General features: G+C 34.1%; 18 protein-coding genes. 6 read left to right on the top strand and 12 right to left on the bottom strand.

What is annotated here, in order from left to right; all coding sequences use genetic code 11:
- Nucleotides 1–120 precede the first annotated feature (120 nt).
- Both KCG49_RS12525 and KCG49_RS12520 read right to left on the bottom strand, forming a co-directional pair.
- Nucleotides 121–1248: a glycoside hydrolase family 53 protein gene (locus KCG49_RS12525; RefSeq protein WP_218546950.1), complete on the bottom strand. Its 1128-nt coding sequence runs from the start codon at nt 1246–1248 to the stop codon at nt 121–123.
- A gap of 7 nt (nt 1249–1255) precedes the next feature.
- Nucleotides 1256–1624 carry a bleomycin resistance protein gene (locus KCG49_RS12520; RefSeq protein WP_218546949.1) on the bottom strand — a complete coding sequence of 123 codons (369 nt, stop codon included), beginning with the start codon at nt 1622–1624 and terminating at the stop codon, nt 1256–1258.
- A gap of 119 nt (nt 1625–1743) precedes the next feature.
- Between KCG49_RS12520 and argS the strand changes: the two genes are divergently transcribed.
- The gene (gene argS, locus KCG49_RS12515; protein ID WP_218546948.1) at nt 1744–3525 is read left to right on the top strand and encodes an arginine--tRNA ligase; all 1782 of its coding nucleotides are present in this window, start codon (nt 1744–1746) and stop codon (nt 3523–3525) included.
- A gap of 116 nt (nt 3526–3641) precedes the next feature.
- Nucleotides 3642–4943: a carboxypeptidase-like regulatory domain-containing protein gene (locus KCG49_RS12510; RefSeq protein ID WP_218546947.1), complete on the top strand. Its 1302-nt coding sequence runs from the start codon at nt 3642–3644 to the stop codon at nt 4941–4943.
- Between the two features lie 16 nt (nt 4944–4959).
- Here the strand turns inward: KCG49_RS12510 and KCG49_RS12505 are convergent, their stop codons facing one another.
- From KCG49_RS12505 to KCG49_RS12490, 4 genes are all read right to left on the bottom strand, one after another.
- Nucleotides 4960–5505: a YfiT family bacillithiol transferase gene (locus tag KCG49_RS12505; RefSeq protein WP_218546946.1), complete on the bottom strand. Its 546-nt coding sequence runs from the start codon at nt 5503–5505 to the stop codon at nt 4960–4962.
- A 41-nt stretch (nt 5506–5546) separates the two neighbouring features.
- On the bottom strand, nt 5547–7844 hold the full coding sequence (locus KCG49_RS12500; protein ID WP_218546945.1) for a TonB-dependent receptor domain-containing protein: 2298 nt from the start codon (nt 7842–7844) through the stop codon (nt 5547–5549).
- Entirely contained in the window at nt 7837–8727 is an 891-nt protein-coding gene (locus tag KCG49_RS12495; protein WP_218546944.1) for a FecR family protein, read from the bottom strand. The genes KCG49_RS12500 and KCG49_RS12495 overlap by 8 nt, the downstream gene beginning before the upstream one ends.
- A gap of 88 nt (nt 8728–8815) precedes the next feature.
- Nucleotides 8816–9331, bottom strand: coding sequence for an RNA polymerase sigma factor (locus tag KCG49_RS12490; protein ID WP_218546943.1), 516 nt, complete (start codon nt 9329–9331; stop codon nt 8816–8818).
- Between the two features lie 101 nt (nt 9332–9432).
- Between KCG49_RS12490 and KCG49_RS12485 the strand changes: the two genes are divergently transcribed.
- The 4 genes from KCG49_RS12485 (at nt 9433) to KCG49_RS12470 (ending at nt 14761) form a co-directional block, all read left to right on the top strand.
- The gene (locus KCG49_RS12485) at nt 9433–11739 is read left to right on the top strand and encodes an FIDD domain-containing protein (protein ID WP_218546941.1); all 2307 of its coding nucleotides are present in this window, start codon (nt 9433–9435) and stop codon (nt 11737–11739) included.
- Nucleotides 11740–12084: 345 nt separating this feature from the next.
- The gene (gene ffh, locus KCG49_RS12480; RefSeq protein ID WP_218546939.1) at nt 12085–13416 is read left to right on the top strand and encodes a signal recognition particle protein; all 1332 of its coding nucleotides are present in this window, start codon (nt 12085–12087) and stop codon (nt 13414–13416) included.
- A gap of 47 nt (nt 13417–13463) precedes the next feature.
- Nucleotides 13464–13835: a four helix bundle protein gene (locus tag KCG49_RS12475; protein ID WP_218546937.1), complete on the top strand. Its 372-nt coding sequence runs from the start codon at nt 13464–13466 to the stop codon at nt 13833–13835.
- A 41-nt stretch (nt 13836–13876) separates the two neighbouring features.
- Nucleotides 13877–14761, top strand: a complete 885-nt coding sequence (locus KCG49_RS12470; protein ID WP_218546936.1) for a bifunctional 5,10-methylenetetrahydrofolate dehydrogenase/5,10-methenyltetrahydrofolate cyclohydrolase — start codon at nt 13877–13879, stop codon at nt 14759–14761.
- 48 nt (nt 14762–14809) lie between these two features.
- Here the strand turns inward: KCG49_RS12470 and KCG49_RS12465 are convergent, their stop codons facing one another.
- The 6 genes from KCG49_RS12465 to rluF all read right to left on the bottom strand — a co-directional run bounded on the left by KCG49_RS12465 (nt 14810) and on the right by rluF (nt 20443).
- Nucleotides 14810–15232, bottom strand: coding sequence for a VOC family protein (locus KCG49_RS12465; protein ID WP_218546934.1), 423 nt, complete (start codon nt 15230–15232; stop codon nt 14810–14812).
- A gap of 124 nt (nt 15233–15356) precedes the next feature.
- Entirely contained in the window at nt 15357–16232 is an 876-nt protein-coding gene (locus KCG49_RS12460) for a tetratricopeptide repeat protein (protein WP_218546933.1), read from the bottom strand.
- Nucleotides 16233–16235: 3 nt separating this feature from the next.
- On the bottom strand, nt 16236–17429 hold the full coding sequence (locus tag KCG49_RS12455) for a T9SS type A sorting domain-containing protein (RefSeq protein ID WP_218546932.1): 1194 nt from the start codon (nt 17427–17429) through the stop codon (nt 16236–16238).
- A 71-nt stretch (nt 17430–17500) separates the two neighbouring features.
- Nucleotides 17501–17980: a helix-turn-helix domain-containing protein gene (locus tag KCG49_RS12450; RefSeq protein ID WP_218546931.1), complete on the bottom strand. Its 480-nt coding sequence runs from the start codon at nt 17978–17980 to the stop codon at nt 17501–17503.
- Between the two features lie 682 nt (nt 17981–18662).
- Entirely contained in the window at nt 18663–19613 is a 951-nt protein-coding gene (locus KCG49_RS12445; protein WP_218546930.1) for a YybH family protein, read from the bottom strand.
- A 62-nt stretch (nt 19614–19675) separates the two neighbouring features.
- A complete protein-coding gene (gene rluF / locus KCG49_RS12440) occupies nt 19676–20443 on the bottom strand; it encodes a 23S rRNA pseudouridine(2604) synthase RluF (RefSeq protein WP_218546928.1) in 768 nt (255 codons plus the stop codon).
- Between the last annotated feature and the right edge of the window lie 4 nt (nt 20444–20447).

Genomic DNA, 20447 nt, shown 5'->3' with positions numbered 1-20447 from the left:
TAGATAAACTGAGGGTTAAAATTCATAAAGAATTCACCAAATCGATTAACTGCAAAAATAATAGAAAAACTACACTTTTATCGATGAAATGCACTATATGCTTAATTAATTGTTTATCAGTTAGTTATAATTAAATACATACGTGGCAGGAAGTGCTTTAAGATTAAAATCGAAGAGACACTGATTTTCCCAAGATGTGCCATTTGTAGAGGTACTTTCATTACCGTTAAAAGCTACCCAATCTGGTGCCCAATAACAAAAACCGATTCCTTTATTATTCGGAATATTTTTTATGGTAGTAATTAGCCATTCTAAATAAGCTTTTTGACCTTGGGGAGTTGGTGAAAACTCAGATAAAGTTTGGTCTAGACTTCCTATGTAATTTGTCTGATTGTCGTTCCATTGTAAGGTAAAGGGATAAGCCACTTCAACCATAAGAATATCCTTGTCAAAAGTACTGGCAAGTTCATTTAATTTTGAAGTTACCAAGTTGAGATCTCTAATCTGAAATTGTGGGTAATAAGATAAGCCAATAATATCAAAATTTAGATTATAGACCTGTAGTTCGTTAAAGAAAAATATTGCATTTTCTACGCTAGAATGGTGGAGCATAATGCTCACTTTGTTTTCGGTATCAATCGCTCTAACAGCTCTAATAGCTTCAGAAACTAAATCGGCATAATTTACCCAATTATTGCTAAATTCATTCCATACTTTTCCATAGTCCCAAAGGAAACCACTATCTGTTTCATTACCAATCTGAATGATCTCTGGCAATGTATTTTGTGCATTTAGTTGGGCAATGACGTTTTTTGTATAGTCATATATGGCGGATTTTACTTGGTCCAGAGTCATGTTTTGCCATGCTGCAGGCGGATTTTGAGTGCCAGGGTCTGCCCAATAGTCGCTGTAGTGGAAGTTGAGTAAAAAGTCCATGTTTTTGGATTTCACTTTAAGCGCATAAGCTTTTACATCTTCTAGACTATTTTCGCCGTCTTGAGGTGTGTGCCAGAGTTTAAGCCTAATTAAATTAGTGCCTTTAGACTCCACAAAATCGAGAAGTTCTACAGAATTTCCATTGGCATCTTTATAGTCTACATTGTAACTTTCTAATTCACTTTGAAATGACAAATCCATACCTCTGTAAAATTTGTTTTCGGGGTTTGAATCACCATTGGGGTCATCATTTTCAGAGCAAGACAATGCCAATAACAAAAATATAAAAAGGGGTATTTTTTGAAACTTCATAAGACCATCAATTGGAAATTTCTTGTCCAAATTTAATCATATTTCCATCTTCATCTAAAATGGCAAACTCTCGCATACCATGATCGTGATCTCTCAATTTTCCGTTGGGGTGAATAACTCCAAAAGTTTTTAATTCTTCATATAGCGTGTCAACGTCCTCAACGTCAACATAACAACTTGTGTTTTCTGGATGGATTTTGTCATTACATTTCCAGAAGTGTACCACAAAATTATCTCGAGCAATAATCGCATAGTTGTCATCGAGATAGCCAAGACGATTAAAGCCGAGTTTTGTTTTATAGAATTCTACGGTTTTTTTAATGTCCAAGGAAGCCAAAACAGGAATCCCTCTTAGTAAATGTTCTTTTCTTTCCATTTTTAGATTGATGTGATTTTTTGTCCATAAAAATAGGGAATTAAGATTGTCCATAATCTTAATAAAACAATAAAACTGCTATCTTTGCCAACGTTTTAAAAGTCCAAAACAGCACAATAATGAAGCTTCAAGACACCTTAGAATTACACGTAAAAACGGCAGTAAAAGCCTTGTTTCAATCAGAATTAGAATCTGTAGAATTCCAAGCGACCCGTAAAGAGTTTGCCGGTGATATTACGATTGTGGTTTTTCCAATGCTAAGTGTGGTAAAAGGTAACCCTGCGGCTATAGGAGAACAAATTGGTGAGTATTTGCAGAATAATGTAGACTTGGTTAAAAGCTTCAATGTAGTCAAAGGTTTTTTGAATATTGAAATAGCAGATTCTTATTACATCAATTTTTTCAACAGTATAAAGGACAGCGAAGATTACGGCTTTTCTAAAAATAAAGATGATAAAGCGGTAATGGTAGAGTATTCTTCACCAAACACTAACAAACCTTTGCACTTAGGCCATGTTAGAAATGTGCTTTTAGGGTATTCGGTTGCTGAGATTTTAAAAGCTTCTGGTAAGAATGTCTATAAAACACAAATCATTAACGATAGAGGGATTCATATTTGTAAAAGTATGCTGGCTTGGAAACGTTTTGGAAATGGTGAAACACCAGAATCTACTGGGTTGAAAGGTGATAAGTTGGTTGGTAATTACTATGTAGAATTTGATAAAGCCTATAAAAAAGAAATTTCAGAATTAATTGCAAAAGGCCAGTCTGAAGAAGATGCCAAAAAGAATGCACCAGTTTTGTTGGAAGCTCAAGAGATGCTCCGTAAGTGGGAAGCAGGCGACAAGGATATTGTTGCACTTTGGGAAACAATGAACGGTTGGGTTTACGATGGGTTTGAAGAAACCTATAAAGCCATTGGTGTTGATTTTGATAAAAATTATTACGAAAGCCAAACCTATTTGTTGGGTAAGGAATTTATTGCTGAAGGTCTGAAAACTGGAGTTTTTTTTAAGAAAAATGATGGCTCGGTCTGGTGCGATTTAACCGAAGATGGTCTAGATGAAAAAATAGTATTGCGTAGTGATGGTACAGCGGTTTACATGACGCAAGATATTGGTACGGCAATTCAGCGTATTAAAGATTATCCAGATGTTGGTGGTATGGTTTATACGGTTGGAAATGAGCAAGATTATCATTTTAAGGTTTTGTTCTTAATTTTAAAGAAACTCGGCTTTGATTGGGCGAAAAACTTATTTCATTTAAGCTATGGTATGGTAGATTTGCCAAGTGGAAAAATGAAAAGCAGGGAAGGTACTGTTGTTGATGCCGATGACTTAATTCAGGAAATGGCAGATACAGCCGAAGAAATTTCTAAGGAATTAGGAAAACTTGAAGATTATTCTGAAGAAGAAAAGAAATCACTGTACAAAATTATAGGTTTAGGAGCGCTTAAGTATTATATTTTAAAAGTAGATCCTAAAAAACGGATTTTGTTCGACCCAAAGGAGTCTATAGATTTTCAAGGAAATACAGGACCCTTTATTCAATATACATATGCTAGAATTCAGTCTATACTGCGAAAGTCTAATCAAGATAGTAGTGTTACGCTAAGCCAGTTTGAGATGCAATTACAAGACAAAGAAAAGCAGCTCCTTAAACAATTAGAGCAATTTCCTGTAGTTATTCAAAATGCGGCTGAGCAACATAGCCCTGCATTGATTGCCAACTATACCTACGATTTGGTAAAGGATTTTAATTCTTTTTACCAAAATGTACCTATTCTTGGTGCAGATACTGAACATGAAAAAGCCTTTAGAGTAGCTTTGTCTAAAACTGTTGGACAAACCATTAAAAATGCATTTGGTGTTTTAGGTATTGATGTGCCAGAACGTATGTAAATTCTTCATAAAATACGTTAAAAATTTAAGAGTTAACGGTTTAACATTTTGATTTATAGAATTTTCGCCCTATTTAATGTATCTTAGTAGTAGGCCAAATTCTAAATAATATCATTATGAAAACTCTAGACTTTAAAAAGTGCTTTTCTATTTTATATATGGCTATACTGCTAGTGCCTTTTTCACTAGCTGCCCAGACTAACCTTACGGAATATAGTGGAAAAGTAATTGATGGAAAATCTAACAAAGCATTAGTCGCTGCAAGTCTTAGTATTAATGAAAGCAACATTAGCACTATCAGCAATTCTGAGGGGGATTTTGTACTTAAGGTACCTGATGAAAGCCTAGATTCTAAAGTCATAGTCAGTTTGTTGGGGTATAATACAAGGGTGTTGCCTTTATCTCAATTGTCTAAAAGTGATAATGTTATAGAATTATATGAAGCAGTAACTGAGCTTTCAACAGTTAATATATCTACCTTTAAGAGCGCAGAAAATTTGGTTAAAAAAGTTTTTAAGAATAAAGAGAAAAACCATCAAAACCAATCGGTTTATATGACGGCATTTTACAGGGAAACCATAAAACGACGTAATAGAAATGTATCATTAACTGAAGCTGTGGTCAATATTTTAAAATACCCTAATCAGTCTCTGGTTCGAGATGCTATAAAGTTGAACAAAGCAAGAAAAAGTACAGATTATAAACGTTTAGACACCGTATCTGTAAAGCTACAAGGTGGGCCATTTTCAACAATATATTTGGATATTATGAAATACCCTGAATACATCTTTACTGACGAAACCATAAGCAGTTACAACTTTACTTTTAATGAACCCTCAACAGTAAATAATAGAAGTGTCTATGTTGTAGATTTTAAATCAAAGAATAACGGGCTAAATCTAAACTATAATGGTAAGCTCTATATTGATTCACAATCATTGGCTTTGGTAAGTGCTAATTATGCTTTGGATGTAAGCAATAAGAACAAGAGTAAGAATTTGTTGGTAAAAAAGAAACCTAGCAGTATTGTTGTCTACCCATTGGTAGCAGAATATAAAGTCGACTATAAGGCTAAAGGCAACAAATGGTATTACAGTTATTCTAACCTTAATTTAAAATTCAAAGTGAAAAAGAAACGGGAAATTTTCAATAAGGTTTATACACTGTCTAGTGAGATGGCTGTGACCGATTGGGAAATTAATACCCAAGAGAGAAAAATGAGTGGCAAAGATAGATTGCGACCATCAGTAATTATAACAGATGCTATTTCAGGATTCTCTGATCCAAATTTTTGGGGAGCTTATAATTTAATAGAGCCAGATAAATCAATTGAGTCAGCAATTGAAAAAATAAGAAAGAATCTAGAGAAACAAAGAGAAAAAGAAAGACAACAACAAACAGCAAATGGGAGTCCTTAATTGGCCCTGAATGGCACTAATTAAATTTTCCTCCATACTGTAAGGCTTGCTCTATATGCGCAAAGTGATGGTTGCTATGCCAAGCATAGATACCGATAGCTTCTTCAAGTGTAAAACTCATTCCATGTTCTGGATGCACAAAAACCCGTTTTAAATCCTCTTTAGAAAAGTTTCTTAGCAATACGGCAAGTTTTTTATGTACACCATTAAGTATTGAAATTGGGGCATCAATAGGCTCAAAATAATCTATAAGTTTAGCAAAGCGATCTTCAAAATAAGGCCTAATCGTTGGGGTATCTTCGGTAATTGCAAGTTTAAATCGTATAATACTGTTCATATGGCTGTCTGCACAATGGTGTATCACTTGTTTAATGGTCCAACCTTTTGGTCTGTATTTGTAATTTAACTCTTCTTCATTGAGGCTTTTGGTAACTGTAACTATTCGTTGCGGTAATGTTTCAATGGAGTTGATCCATTGGTCTAGGTGTTGCTGAGTAATATGTACTGGTTTTTTAAATTCCCCAACAGGAAACCTCAGTTTATAGAAGTCTTGTTCTGTCATAATCAATCATATTTTGAAAACTTAAAATTAAGTTTTTAAATTTAAAAATTGATCCTAAAGCTTAGGTTAGGGGTAAACTTCAATGCTTGGTTATCAATCTCAACAATATCATTCTCTGAATTTAATAAATAGTAACGGTTAATAATGTTATTTTGATTGAAGATATTCCATGCAGAAGCACCAATTTCTGCTTTAACTCCCTTTGAAAACTTAAAATTGTAAACGGCAGAAATGTCTGTTCTAAAATAATCGTTGAGCCTAGAGCTATTAGGTGAACTATACTCTATGGTAGAATTTGCATTATTTTGAATTTGGGACGGTTGGGTATACGGTCTTCCTGAATGCCAATTGATACCAAGACCTATTTTAAAATTATCTAAATTATAGGTTAACGAAGCATTTGCCACTTGCGTTAGGTCGAAGGTATTGGGAAAAGCGTCTCCATCGTTAATATTATCGAATTTATAATCATTGTTACTCAAAGTATAGCTTAACCAGGCACTAAAATTATTAAAGCGTTTATTGATAAGAAAATCGAGACCAGTAATGGTATAAGAGCCAATATCGTTAACAAACTGAAACTGATTTTGAAACCCTTGACTACGCGCGTTAATATCATCAACATTTTTGTAATAGCCTTCTAGGGAAACTAATAGATTGTTCTGATTGTAGCTAATACCAAGCGATATCTGCTGACTCCTAACTAATGGTGAATCTGTAGTGTTGGATAATTGCCAACGCCGTTTTTCAATTCCAAAAAAGTCCTGTTGTAAATCAATCACTTGGGATATAGACTGACTTTTTAGTTCTCCCAGTACTTCTAACCTAATATAATCCGAAATTTTTTGATTAAAGGCAAAACGAGGCTCAATAACAAGCTCTTTAAGTTTTTCAAAATAACTGATTCGTGCACCTAATCTAATATATGTATTTCGTGATTTTGAATAACGCTCGGTCTCACCAAAAAAAGCATGCGTTCTATTGATTTCTTTTATTAAACTTGTAAAGTCTGGGTTGATAACATCTTCAAAATTTGTGACAGCTACTTCGTTAAATTGATAGCCACCTCTTAACTCGGTATTGTTATCAATAATTTTAGAAACATCTAAACGGAGTCCGTAATCTTCTACCTTGTTTTCTTGAATTAAAAATTGCTGATTTGTAAGATCATTATTCTGAGCATCTAAGTCGTAATGAGAATAATAAATTTGAGCAGAAGCATTTACGTTATCTTTAAAAATTTTAGAGTAAGATGCACTTGCACCATAACTTACTTGGTTTAACTCGCTTTCTGTTTCTTGAAAGTTATTTTCTGTATTGGTAAATATTTGATTGTAATCTAAGTTATTATAAATATTGAGCAGGTTGATCCGTAGTTTTGATGTTTTGTTGATATTGTACAAAAACTTAGCAGTAAAATCATAAAATAGAAAACGCTCATCCAAACCTAAAACTGTACCAACGTTATTAGAGGTACCAAGCTCAGAATCCCTAAAAATTCTATCGAAATAGGCATCATATGTGCTTGAGGCTACAACATCTGTAAAAGAGCGTCTGGCCGAAACTTGTAGTTCTGTTTTTTTACTCAAGGGAATGTTTGCGTAACCGTCTACACTCAAAAGATTGGCTCCCAAACCACCATCGTGTGTATTGCTTATTTTGTTGGTGTTTTTAATAGAAATAGTGCTAGAAACTCCATCACCAAATAATGCACTGGTTCCGTTTTTTGAAATCCTAATCTCATCAGTTAAATATGGGTTGAACGCAGAAATTAAGCCAAAAAAATGACCAGTTTGATACATTCTAATGCCCTCATATAACACTAGATTTTGGTCATTTGTGCCACCTCTCACATTAATGCTGGAAATCAACTCGTCTACACTAATAATACCTGGCAAGCTTTGTACAATCTGTAATACATCTGGCTCTATTAAACCAGGTAGGATTGTAAATGCTTTACTATCAACCTCTACAGCACCGTTGTTGGTTTTAGAGATTCCTTTGGTAAGGTAATTGGTGACCACAACCTCTTCTAAGCGTTCAATAGTTTCGTCTTTTGGTGATATGGCTATAAACCGACTGCTCAAAACATTAAATTCCAATGGTGTTATTAACTGTAATTGATTTAGAGCTTGTTCTAACGAAAGTTCAGGATACAATGGTGTTATTGCAATATCTTCAATGATTTTGTTTTCGTAAGAGAACTTTACATTGTAGCGTTTTTCTAACTGTGTAAGAATTTGGGCAAGTGGTTGTGGTTCCTCATTTTGACTATGAGCTAGACCACAAGAGGTAATAATAAAAACAAATAAAATAACACGTTGTAACCGTTTATTCACGCTTTAGTACAATAGAGTTTCCAGATTTACTATAGCTTAAATTTAAGGGTATTGTAACAGATTGCAATGCTAAATCTAGATTTTTGTGCGTAAAACTACCTGTGAATAATCGTTGTGTATCGATTTTTGGAGCCAATATTTTGATACCGTACTGGTTTTCAAGCTCTGCAATAACAAGTATTAGAGGTACGGTTTTAAAGCTACTTTCACCACGTAACCATGTAGGTCGCGTGACGATTTCTTTTTCAGTAGTAATTAGTTTCCCATCTATTTTTCTAAAAGTATCTCCAGGATGTAATTTTACAGATTCTCCATTATGTGTAACAGCGACCAGACCTTCATAGCAAGTCACTTCAAAGTAGTCGTTACGTTGCTTTACATTAAACTGAGTTCCTAAAACACTAACTGTCCCACTTGTTGTTAAAACATCAAATACTTGTCCTTTTGCAACCTTAAAAAAAGCTTCACCATTCAATTGTACTTCACGGTTATTGTCCCAGCTTCTTTCGTTAAAACTTAATGTGGAATTTGCATTAAGGTGAACTATTGAGGTATCCGGTAGATTAACTTTAGTGCTTTGTGCAATTTGTGTATTGATTTCAGTATCTGAACCTGTAGAATAATAGTAAACACTAAAACATATTGCTAACATCGCAGCAATTCTAAGTATAGGTTTTAACCAATTATTAGAATTAATGTGCTTGAGTTTCGGTTTTAAATTCTCGTAACTATTCTCAACAGAGAACTCAGGAGCTTTAAAAGATTTTAAAGCACTATTCATCTGGATTAATTCATTGTAATCCTGTAGCTGCTCAAAAGCCTTTAGCTCTTTGGCATTTAGGTTATTATCTAACCATTTTTTTATGAGTTCCTCTCTTTTCATAATCGTATTTCAACCATATAACAGTTATAATACCAAAATTCCTACCCTTCTTGTATTCAGTATTCAAGTTTTTATATTCACTTATCACTCACAACTCATCAATATCTTCACGCAACTTCTTTAATGCGCCATAAATGCGTTTCTCTACGGCTTTGGTAGAAATATTCAAAAGTGTTGCAATTTCCTTAAAACGCTTACCTTCAATCCGGTTCATTAAAAAAGCAACACGTTGTGCTTCGGTTAAATTAGCCAAAGCATTCTGTAGTTTTTTATGATATTCCTTTTCTTGCATTACAAACTCTGGTGATTCGTTTGTAGAATATTTTTGAGGTAATTTTTGGTACTTTAAAACAACCTTTTGGTGTGCAACAGCATTAAGCATTAGGTTGTTAGCCGTAGTAAATAAAAAGCTTTTGGCCTTATCTAGCGAAACTTTTCCGCAATTTTGCCATAGCTTTATAAATGCTTCCTGTACTTTATCTTGTGGATTGAGGTGCTCACCAAATTTATAATACAAAAAGTCATGCAAGTTCTTTGAATGTTTTTTGTAAAAACGTTCAAACAGCTGTTCTTGGCAAATATTATCGTTTAGAGGTTGATCCATATTTTTCGCTTCACAAATTATAAATAATATTTTGAAAATTTAGGGTAGGGATTTTTATATTATAACTGTTTTATAATAAATTGATAAAAGCTCCAATTTATATGAAAATCAAAATCAATTATTTATTTCTATTCGCCCTTTTTGCCTTATTAAGTTTTACGGCATGCCAAGATGAAGCATCAGAAGTTAATAATTCTGAAGAACAAGAAACCATTCAATCTGGTACTCCGTTAGCTGAATTGGTAAGCAGAACAACGGCTAACCATGGTGCTATGGATGATATCTTGGATGAAGCGAGTTGTTTTTCCGTAGAATTGCCTGTAACCATTATTGTAAACGATATTACTATGGTTATAGAAACTGAAGAAGATTTAGAACAATTAGAAGAATTGTACGAAGACCTGGACGATGATGACGAGGTTTTAGACTTTGTATTTCCAATCACAATAATTTTTAATGACTATACTACAATTGTTATTGAAAATGAAGAACAGCTCGAAGATTTTATTGAAGACTGTGAAGGTGAAGAAGATGATGATATCATTGAATGTGTAGATTTTGAATATCCTATTTCCTTTTCTGTCTTCAATTCAGAATTCAGTCTTATTGAAACCATAACTATTGAGAACGACGAAGCACTTTACGAATTTATCGATGGTTTAGAAGAAGATGACAATGCTCTGATTGTAAGTTTAAATTATCCTGTAACCTTAATTTATGCAAACGGAGAAAGCATAGAGGTGAACTCTAATGAAGAATTGGCGCAGGCCATTGAAGCTGCTGAAGGTGATTGTGTTGACAATAGCTACGAATGTAACGAAGAAGATATTGCTGATTTATTAGTAGAATGTCCTTGGGATATTGAAGATGAAAATGATGATTTTGAAATCTATCAAATCATTTTTGACGAAGACGGAAGCTTAGCAATAACAGAAGGTGAAGCCACATCTGCCATTGGTGGATCATGGAGCTTATCTTCAACCTCAGAAGGTCTTATTTTGAATTTAACTGACCTAACTGCATTTCAAGATGATTTAGGTGGAGAATGGTTAATTGTTGAATGCGATGATGATGAAATTGAAATCGTGAGAGGAGATTACGATATTGAATTAGAACAAGATTGCGAAGGCGATTTAGGATGTTCTGTGGTGGATATAAATGAAGTTCTTGGGGAATGTCCTTGGGAACTCGAAACTAATCTTATTGACACTACTGTACAGATTTATGTCTACTTTACACCAAATGGACAAGTTTTAATCGACAATAATGATGGAACAGAAACCCAAATAGGAACTTATGAGTTAATGCTCATTGCTGGAGATGTTTTTATAGAGCTTAATTTGCAGCAAGACCTAAGTAGTTTAAATGGTCAGTGGCAAATTGTAGAATGTGAAGATGATGAATTGTATTTAGTCAGTGGCAATAATTATATAGAATTAGAACAAGAATGCGATTTAGAGCCTGATTGTACTCAACAAGAAGTCAGTGATTATTTAACGTCTTGTAATATAGTGCCGACAGTTAATGGCTATACTTCACCATTAACTACATTTCAGTTTTCAGAAGACAACAGTTTGTTTACAATGTATCAAGGGGATCTTCCTCATACTGGCACATGGGACATAAGCTCTGATGATAATGGAGTTTTCATAATCATTACTTTCCCTTCCTTTATAGACCAGTATTATAACGGACAATGGTATTTGTCTGAATGCGATGATGATGATTTAGTTTTTTATCAAGGAGATAGTGAGTTAATATTAGTTTGTCAAGATTCAGAAGAAAATCCTTTTGAGTGTTTTGGTAATTATGATTTATCTGTGTGTGACGAAGATGATGGCATACAAGATAGTTTTGGCTCGTTTGATTTAAATCTTATCTATGCAAATTGCCCTAATGATGATATTGAATATACATTTCATCAGACTATAGCTGATGCAGAAAATGATTTAGGAGCCATACCTACCCCTTATGTTAATACATCGAATCCTCAAGTTATTTACTCCAGAGTTTCTTTGGCGGGTAACCCAAGTGTTTTCCAAATTTTCACACATGAATTAATCGTTGAAGAATGTGCAAATTACTGTACAGAAGAAGATATAGATGGCATACTTACACAATGTATTTGGAATGCGGTAAACTACAATGGTAGCGATAATTTAATGAATTGGAATTTTGATTTTGAAGGAAACAACCAAATCGTAGTTATATACACAGATACAGAAACTATAGATGCGACTTGGACCACATCACAGTCCAATGATGGTGCTATAGTAACCTTTACCAATGTAACAGGCCCAAATATACAGGCTATAACTGGAGAATGGTTAGTTGTAGAGTGTGAAGATAATCGATTAGAACTGCACAGAGGAGACGATATTTTAGTTTTAGAACAAAATTGTAGTTAATAAACAAAAGCACTAGGTTAGTTAGTAATTTTAGTAAGTTTAAGTTGATGAAGAGGGTTGCCAACCGCTAGGCAGCTCTTTTCTTTTTTAGCAAAACTAATCCCGCTAGAGAGAGATATCTAGTATTAAATTTATTTTTTTGATTTTTAGCAATCCGTAAACCTTACTGAAAATTGCAAGCTGCAATAATCCCGCTGAAAGTCTAATTCTTATATAATTCCTAAAATTACAAGTATAGAATTATAAATATCACATTCGTTTATCTCTCTTAAATTCTTAAATTTGCATCCTATAAAAAAATAAACAGACTGCTTACTTGCAGACTGAAAACTGAATACTGAAAATATGTTCAATAATTTAAGTGATAAGTTAGATAAAGCGTTACATGTTCTTAAAGGTCATGGCAGCATTACAGAGGTCAATGTAGCCGAAACTTTAAAGGAAGTGAGACGTGCGCTTTTAGATGCCGATGTTAACTTTAAAATTGCAAAACAATTTACTAATAAAGTTAAAGAGAAAGCTTTAGGTCAAAATGTATTGACCACACTTCAACCAGGTCAGTTAATGGTTAAAATCGTTAAGGACGAATTAACTGAGCTTATGGGAGGAGATGCAGAAGGCATCAACCTTTCGGGTAATCCAAGTGTAATTTTAATGTCTGGTTTACAGGGATCTGGTAAAACCACATTCTCAGGTAAACTCGCCAACTATCTTAAAAACAAAAAAACAAAGAAACCGTTATTGGTAGCTTGTGATGTATATCGTCCTGCAGCGATAGATCAATTGCACGTGGTAGGTGATCAAATTAACGTTGAAGTATACAGTGACAAAGACAACAACGATCCTGTTGCCATTGCAAAAGCAGGTGTTGCGTACGCAAAGGCCAATGGGTTTAATGTAGTTATTATAGATACTGCTGGTCGTTTGGCTGTAGATGAGGCTATGATGACAGAAATTTCAAATATTCATAAAGCCATTCAGCCACAAGAAACATTGTTTGTTGTAGATTCTATGACGGGTCAAGATGCTGTAAATACCGCAAAAGCTTTTAACGATATTTTAAATTTTGATGGTGTTATTCTTACTAAGTTAGACGGTGATACCAGAGGTGGTGCTGCAATTTCTATTAAATCGGTAGTTAATAAACCTATTAAATTTATTGGTACAGGTGAAAAAATGGAAGCGATTGACGTCTTCTATCCATCACGTATGGCAGATCGTATCTTGGGAATGGGAGATGTTGTATCGCTTGTAGAACGTGCCCAAGAACAATTTGATGAAGAGGAAGCACGTAAACTTCAAAAGAAGATTGCTAAAAATCAATTCGGATTCGATGATTTTCTAAAGCAGATTCAACAAATTAAGAAAATGGGTAACATGAAAGATCTTATCGGAATGATACCTGGTGCTGGTAAAATGATGAAAGATATTGATATTGATGATGATGCCTTTAAGGGCATTGAAGCCATTATCCATTCAATGACCCCAGCAGAACGTTCTAATCCATCAATAATCAATTCTAGCCGTAAAAAACGAATCGGTAAAGGATCAGGTACATCTGTACAAGAAGTCAACCAATTATTGAAACAGTTTACCCAAATGAGCAAGATGATGAAGATGATGCAAGGTGGAGGCGGAAAGCGTATGATGCAGGCCATGAAGAACATGCCACGTTAGAAGTTGGCGGTCTCAGTCTCAGTTTACAGAATTAGAAATAAAAATATATGGATTTCAAAAAATTACTAGCTTATCAAAAAGGTTTTGATTTAGCCATGTCAATTTTTGAAATTTCAAAATCATTTCCAAAGGAGGAGACTTATCCGTTAACTGACCAAATAAGAAGAAATTCTCGTTCTGTAAATGCCAACATTGCCGAAGCATATAGAAAGAGAAAATATCCTAGACATTTTATTACTAAGTTAACAGATTCTGACGGTGAAAATTCTGAAACATCCACTTGGTTAGATTTTGCATTAGAATGTCAATATATTTCAGAGAATGTATATAGAGATTTATCTAATCAAGCCATAGAGATAGGTAAATTAATAAATTATATGATTAATAATCCAGACAAATTCGGAGTAAAGGAAGAGTAAGTAACTGAATACTGCGACTGTGACTGAAAACTAATTAAAGCATGACAATTTTAGACGGAAGAAAAACCAGCAAGGATATTAAAGACGAAATAAAGGCCGAAGTTGATAAAATGAAGTCCAACGGTGAAAAAGTACCACATCTTGCTGCTGTAATCGTTGGTAATGATGGGGCGAGTTTAACTTATGTTGGCAGTAAGGTAAGAGCTTGTGAACGTGTTGGTTTTGAATCTACAATGGTACGTCTTCCAAACACAACTAGCGAAATAGAACTGCTTGATAAAATAGAGGAATTAAATGATAATGACGATATAGACGGCTTTATTATTCAGTTGCCATTACCTCCACAAATTAATACGCAAAAAGTATTAATGGCTGTGCATCCAGATAAAGATGTAGATGGATTTCATCCGACAAATTTTGGAAAGATGGCTCTAGACATGTCAACCTTTATACCTGCAACCCCATTTGGGATTTTAGAACTTATAGATCGTTACGGTGTGGAAACCAAAGGAAAGCATACGGTCGTCATTGGCCGTTCTCACATTGTTGGTCGTCCTATGAGTATTCTAATGGGGCGTAAGGGATTTCCTGGAAACTCAACAGTAACTCTAACACATAGCCATACAAAAAATATCACCCAAATTACTTCGCAAGCTGATATTGTAATTTCAGCTTTAGGGATACCAAATTTTCTAAAAGCAGAGATGGTAAAGGATGATGCTGTTGTTATTGATGTTGGTATTACACGTGTACCAGATGATTCTGAAAAAGGCTACTATATTACTGGTGATGTTGATTTTGAAAACGTAAGTAAAAAGGCAAGTTACATAACACCTGTTCCAGGCGGTGTAGGGCCTATGACCATTGCTATGTTATTAAAGAATACGTTGTTGGCAAGAGAACAGCATAGACTCCATAATAGATAGTTGGTTTTATCTTTTCTCTGTGGTACATTATTTTTTGTGCAGTAGAGGCTATTTGGCAAATAACTGCCCGATGTCTTTAAAGGCTTTAAATTCTAAGGCATTGCCAGATGGATCTTTAAAAAACATGGTGGCTTGCTCACCAACTTGTCCTTCAAAACGTATATAAGGTTCTATAATAAATTTGATGTCCTTGGATTTTAGTAAATCTGCAAATTCTTCAAAAGTGTTCCATGGCAAAACTACACCAAAATGTGGAACAGGCACATCTTTTCCATCTACGGCATTGGTATGATTATCCCCTTTGGCTTTAGGTTTGTAGTGTATAACAAGTTGGTGTCCAAAAAAGTTATAATCTACCCAATGGTCACTACTTCGACCTTCTTCAAAATTTAAAATATGGGTATAAAAATTCCGGCATTCTGCTAAATTAGAAACAGGAATTGCTAAATGAAATGGGGTAATCCTGGACATAATAATGGATTGATTGCTGATTTAAATATAATCAAAATAAGATTTCAATTCATCCAAAATTAAAAAGACTTGCTAAAACATAGAATTTTAGCAAGCCATAACAAAAAATCAATCTAACCATCAATCAATCTTTCTGTTTTCTTTTATATAATCCATTGAACGATATAGTCCAAGTCTCTCCTTCATCGGTACTAGATTCTAAAGTTTGTCTCACAGTATCTTCTGCTTCGTTACGAGTGTAAACCATTTTGTACCAAACGTTATCACTCTTCGCAATTAGTTGCATATTACCATCTTTATAGTTTTCGGGTTCTTCGTAATGACTTACACTACCGTTAGCTACCCAGTTTTGTTTCCATTTTTTATCTGTAGAATCATAATAGCTTATAGAGTTTCCCCCATTACTATTTGTTGGTCGCCAGTTTTCTAAAATGCCACAGTCTCCATTGGTGTTTGTAATACTGCTTTCAGCAATTTTCTGACCTTGCGAATACACCTCCCATTCACCAAACCAAAAATCAAATTTTCTATAATTTTCGTCAAACTTACAAGGATTGGCGCGTTTGTACATGTTTTTGCTAATGGTTTTAAAACGTTCGTTATCTCTGAGCGAATTAAATATAGCGTCATCTAATTGACGCGAAAAACCTACCTGTAAACTGTCTAATGCTTCAAGTTCTCTAAGCGCCTTTTCATTATCGTTTTCTGCGACATAACTTTTTGCCAGCCACAGTAGTACATAAGGTCCTTTTAATCCACTTTTCTTTGCAATTTCAAAGTTCTCAATAGCTTTTTTGTGTTGCTTTAAGTTTGCATAACTAAAGGCCATGTAATAATTAGCCATTGAATCTTTAGAATTTATTTTTAACTGCTTTTTGGCAGTTTCGATTACCTTTCCAAAGTCTTCGTTTCTAAAGTCGGGTTGATAAGGGTTATTATTTTGAGCAAAAATGAATTGATAAAAAATACCGAGCAGAAGGAAAGTGATTTTTTTTTTCATAATTTAATTCTTTAGTATTATTTTTTGAATGATTTTCTTTTCTCCAGATATTACAGAAATAAAGTAAATCCCATCATCATAGTTACTAGGAATCCATTCCATTGAATTATCTAGTTCTATATTTTCCAATTGTCTTCCACTTAAATCATTAAATATAATGTTATCGTTGGCATTGACAATATTGGCATCGAAAGTGAATTTATTTCCAATCGTTGGGAATAAAAAGGACATCTTTTTTTTGACCAATTCGGGCAGTGATAAGGTCGCAGGTGTGATATAGAATGCGTTGGTATTGATGAGGTTGGCTGCAAGCGAAGCTTGGGCATCTATAAAATCTTCAATAAAAGTTCCATTATTATCATACATTTTGATGAGTCCGGTAGTGCCGTTTCCTATTAAAAAATTTCCGTTTTCTAAGAAAGCAACTCCCTCTGGAGTGCTGAGGCCAGTAATTATGGTGCCAATCAAATTACCTTCACTGTCAAAACGTTTTACAGAGTTATTGTTATAGTCAATAACCCAAAGATCTCCGCTTCCCAATTTGTCAAACCAAATATTTGTCGGTCCAACGAGATCGGATTCCGATATAAAAACAGATTCGAATTCACCAAGGCTGTTGAATTTATGGACTTGCGGTGGAATGGCAGGGTTGCCATTAAATGATGGTCGTCCATACGAACTTAGGTACATGTTATCGGCGGCGTCCCAATCTATGCCGATACTAAGCGGTGTTCCCGTACTCGTAAAGTTACTTAAAGGTGTACCATCGAGTGAATATCGCAGTACAAATTCTGGCGTGAATTGATTGAACCATTGTAAAACATAAAGTTCATTATTCCTTATATGCATTCGAGTTGGACCGCCTATTCCTGTAGCGAAATCGCCGACATAATTTCCATCGAGATCATATTTTGTAATTTTTCCACTGAATAAGTTTGAAACTAATACACGATGACCTTCATTGGGGATATTTGCTATTAGTATATCTTGAGGCCATGATAATTCGACATTTGTAAAAAGCTCGCCATTCTCACCATTGTTGTCAAACTTCAAAATTTTATAATCGGAAGAAGGCGTGACATTAGCTGTAATATCACTCACTAAAAGATAAGATCCTTCAGGTAGCTGAGCTAATGAAAAAATAGGTAGTAAAATAAAGACAATGCCAAGTAATGAGTTGAATGTAGTTTTTTTCATAGTTTTTCACGTTTTAATTTATTTTAAAACAATATGAAAATCTCCAATCCTTAGTTCGCAATTATAAAAACTTACCTAATTTTATTTTTGGTTTTAAATTGTGTTGGTGTACAATTGTGCTTTTCTTTAAAGGCTTTGTAAAATGTAACTTTGTTATTAAAACCAACATCGAAGTAGATGCTTTTTATACTTAGATCTTTACTATCTGAAAGTAATTTTTCAGCTTCCAACAATCTATAGTCATTTATAAAATGATTAAAATTTTTCCTTGACTTTTTATTGATGATTTTAGATAACAAATGTGTCGAGTAGCCAACTTTATCTGCTAGATTAGCTAATCTAAGCTCATTATCTTTAAATGGTTTTTCGCGCTCTATATAACTAATAAGATTATCATAAAATTCGTTTATTAGATTGTCTTCAAAACTATCCTCTTTATTTTTAATTGGTAGAAACAACTGAACAAAGAACTCACCATCAAAAATTTGTGGTTCTTTATATACAAAGTAACCAATCGTATATATGGCGATAGACATGGAAATGGATATCATATAATCCCACTGGTTATTGAAGAATGAAAAGTTGACCAATATATAATAAGAGATATAAGCGCATAAGAAAAGCGTATAAAGCAATAATAAAATTTTTGACCACCTATAGCGTATTTTTTGGAATTCGGTTTTTACATCTCGATTCTTTTTGATGACCATAAGCATTAGAAAAAAATAAAATGCCAAGTGAGCCATGATTAAAATATAGTTTGACAATAAACTAAATATTGGGGCCAATCGCAGTTTGTGGCTAAATAAGAATCGAGACCAGATAATGAGTGTTAGCCCTACACACAGAAAACTGAGTGCAAAATGAATGATGGGGTATTTCATTTCCTTGTTATACAATTTCAGTATATATAAATAAAGTAATGGGCCAATTGAATAATACCCGATAAACTGAAGCGAATTTAGGTAAGTTATGACTGTATGGTATCTTGTCCAATAGAGCACGTAACAAAACAAAATGGTTGAAAAGGATAATACTAAAAATGCAATAGGATAATTACGTTTTTGCCTATTTGCTATTAAAATGAAGAATAGAAAAACCCCCATAGCAACTGCAAATAGAAATCCAGAAGTCCATGTATCAAAAGACGGTGTTTGTTGCATGTTAAACAATGTAAGTAAATGACACTTACTAAAGTATAGAATTATAAATATTTACTAAAACCGTTTTGTGTTAGTTGATAACATTATTCCAAATATCTAAGTATATTTTCCAATCTCCGTCAATTTTTTTCCAAACTATAATGTACTTGCCTTGCCAAGACACTTCCTTTTTATCTTCAGTTAGAGTTTTTCCTTCGTAATACCCATAATCATAAGCTGTGTCATTTTCAATATTAATTTCGGAAGGGGTTACTTTGTGATGAAGAATTTTAACACCCTCTGGAATGGTCCAATACGACAATAAATCTGTTTTACCAGCCATAATTTTTCTATTGTTGGGGAATATCTTACCATCTTCTGTGTACATATGTACTAAGGTATTTATATCGCCATCCATATAGGCTTTTGAGAATGCCAAAGTGTTTTTCTTTATGATATCTAAATCTGATTCGGTTTTTGTCTCTCTTTTACAATCAATTTTCCATGTAGCAAAGGAGACTTTTTCGGTTTTGTCAGTCCATTCACCAATCCATTTATAACCTGAGTCGTTTATATCATAAAATGTTAATCTATAATAACCTTCCATGCCATTAGGTGCTTTTTGATTGCGATATAAGACGATGTTACCAGTATCGGTTTTACTCCCTTCCCAAGTCGGCAAGGTTGTAGAAGGTGAGTTGGAAGAATAATAATGAACGTACCATTTACTGCTGTCTGCTATAAACTGACGAATGCTACCAGAATGCTTTCCGTCAGACTTTATAGTTTCGTCTTGTACTGCCATACCATTCATTATGTATTTCCACTCCCAAGTCATGTCAACAGGATCTGCCCAAGATTGGTCTTGTTTTCTGGATACAGATTTGCAATTGCATTTGCCGATTAAGCCTTCAAAATCTTTAATTTGTTTTGGTGCTTCAGGATTAGGTAACCCAAAAGGATGAGTGTCAGAAACGGAATAATCGTTTTGAGAAAAACTGAGGACAGAAAATAGTAATAGGAAAGGCAGTATTAATTTCATGATGAGTTAGTTTCCTTAAAGTTAATAAGGATAATTCACCATGTCGGATAATTAAGATTTAATTAACGTCTTTTCCTTCGCGAAGTAGGTTGTTTAGGGTCAAAGGTTTTTTTAGAATCACTAATAAGTTTGCTTAGTGTTTTAAACTCTTCTTTGGTAAGCTCTCGATATTTTCCAATAGGTGTATCGAGTTTAATATTCATTATTCTCACACGTTTTAGTGTTTGTACCTCATAGTTTAAATACTCGCACATACGACGAATCTGTCGATTTAAGCCTTGGGTAAGAATAATGCTAAACGTGTATTTATCAATTTTTTTGACTTCGCATTTTTTGGTACGCTTTCCCAGTTCTTCAATATAAATACCTCCAGCCATACGTTGAATGAATGTTTGGGAAATGGGCTTGTCAACGGTGACTGTATACTCCTTTTCGTGATTATTACTAGCGCGAAGAATTTTATTGACAATATCACCATCATCGGTTAAAAGTATTAGGCCTTCACTAGGTTTGTCTAAGCGACCAATGGGGAAAATCCGCTTAGGGTAATCAATGTAATCGATGATGTTATCTTTTTCTACACGTGTATCCGTGGTACAAACTATACCTACAGGTTTGTTAAATGCTAAATAGATAAAGTCCTCTTTTCGCCCTCCAATAATTTCTCCATCAACCTTAACGACATCTTCGGGTGCTACTTTGGTCCCCATTTCTGGGATCACGTCATTAATGGTTACACGTCCGGCATCGATTAAGCGGTCAGCCTCACGACGTGAGCAATAGCCTGCTTCACTAAGGTATTTGTTAAGTCTTGTTAGATTGTCTGACATGATA

Origin of the sequence: Winogradskyella luteola, from assembly GCF_019203985.1 — a bacterium.
Lineage (GTDB): Bacteria > Bacteroidota > Bacteroidia > Flavobacteriales > Flavobacteriaceae > Winogradskyella > Winogradskyella luteola.
The sequence above is the reverse complement of the archived record's forward strand: the minus strand, read 5'-3'. Positions and strand labels throughout refer to the sequence as shown.

What these genes read in the sequence shown, in the direction of transcription:
- KCG49_RS12490 (WP_218546943.1), bottom strand. Translation starts at nt 9,331, where the DNA reads ATGGATCAACCTCTAAACGATAATATTTGCCAAGAACAGCTGTTTGAA.
- ffh (WP_218546939.1), top strand. Translation starts at nt 12,085, where the DNA reads ATGTTCAATAATTTAAGTGATAAGTTAGATAAAGCGTTACATGTTCTT.
- KCG49_RS12510 (WP_218546947.1), top strand. Translation starts at nt 3,642, where the DNA reads ATGAAAACTCTAGACTTTAAAAAGTGCTTTTCTATTTTATATATGGCT.
- KCG49_RS12450 (WP_218546931.1), bottom strand. Translation starts at nt 17,980, where the DNA reads ATGATATCCATTTCCATGTCTATCGCCATATATACGATTGGTTACTTT.
- argS (WP_218546948.1), top strand. Translation starts at nt 1,744, where the DNA reads ATGAAGCTTCAAGACACCTTAGAATTACACGTAAAAACGGCAGTAAAA.
- rluF (WP_218546928.1), bottom strand. Translation starts at nt 20,443, where the DNA reads ATGTCAGACAATCTAACAAGACTTAACAAATACCTTAGTGAAGCAGGC.
- KCG49_RS12460 (WP_218546933.1), bottom strand. Translation starts at nt 16,232, where the DNA reads ATGAAAAAAAAAATCACTTTCCTTCTGCTCGGTATTTTTTATCAATTC.
- KCG49_RS12520 (WP_218546949.1), bottom strand. Translation starts at nt 1,624, where the DNA reads ATGGAAAGAAAAGAACATTTACTAAGAGGGATTCCTGTTTTGGCTTCC.
- KCG49_RS12495 (WP_218546944.1), bottom strand. Translation starts at nt 8,727, where the DNA reads ATGAAAAGAGAGGAACTCATAAAAAAATGGTTAGATAATAACCTAAAT.
- KCG49_RS12485 (WP_218546941.1), top strand. Translation starts at nt 9,433, where the DNA reads ATGAAAATCAAAATCAATTATTTATTTCTATTCGCCCTTTTTGCCTTA.
- KCG49_RS12455 (WP_218546932.1), bottom strand. Translation starts at nt 17,429, where the DNA reads ATGAAAAAAACTACATTCAACTCATTACTTGGCATTGTCTTTATTTTA.
- KCG49_RS12445 (WP_218546930.1), bottom strand. Translation starts at nt 19,613, where the DNA reads ATGAAATTAATACTGCCTTTCCTATTACTATTTTCTGTCCTCAGTTTT.
- KCG49_RS12470 (WP_218546936.1), top strand. Translation starts at nt 13,877, where the DNA reads ATGACAATTTTAGACGGAAGAAAAACCAGCAAGGATATTAAAGACGAA.
- KCG49_RS12465 (WP_218546934.1), bottom strand. Translation starts at nt 15,232, where the DNA reads ATGTCCAGGATTACCCCATTTCATTTAGCAATTCCTGTTTCTAATTTA.
- KCG49_RS12475 (WP_218546937.1), top strand. Translation starts at nt 13,464, where the DNA reads ATGGATTTCAAAAAATTACTAGCTTATCAAAAAGGTTTTGATTTAGCC.
- KCG49_RS12505 (WP_218546946.1), bottom strand. Translation starts at nt 5,505, where the DNA reads ATGACAGAACAAGACTTCTATAAACTGAGGTTTCCTGTTGGGGAATTT.
- KCG49_RS12525 (WP_218546950.1), bottom strand. Translation starts at nt 1,248, where the DNA reads ATGAAGTTTCAAAAAATACCCCTTTTTATATTTTTGTTATTGGCATTG.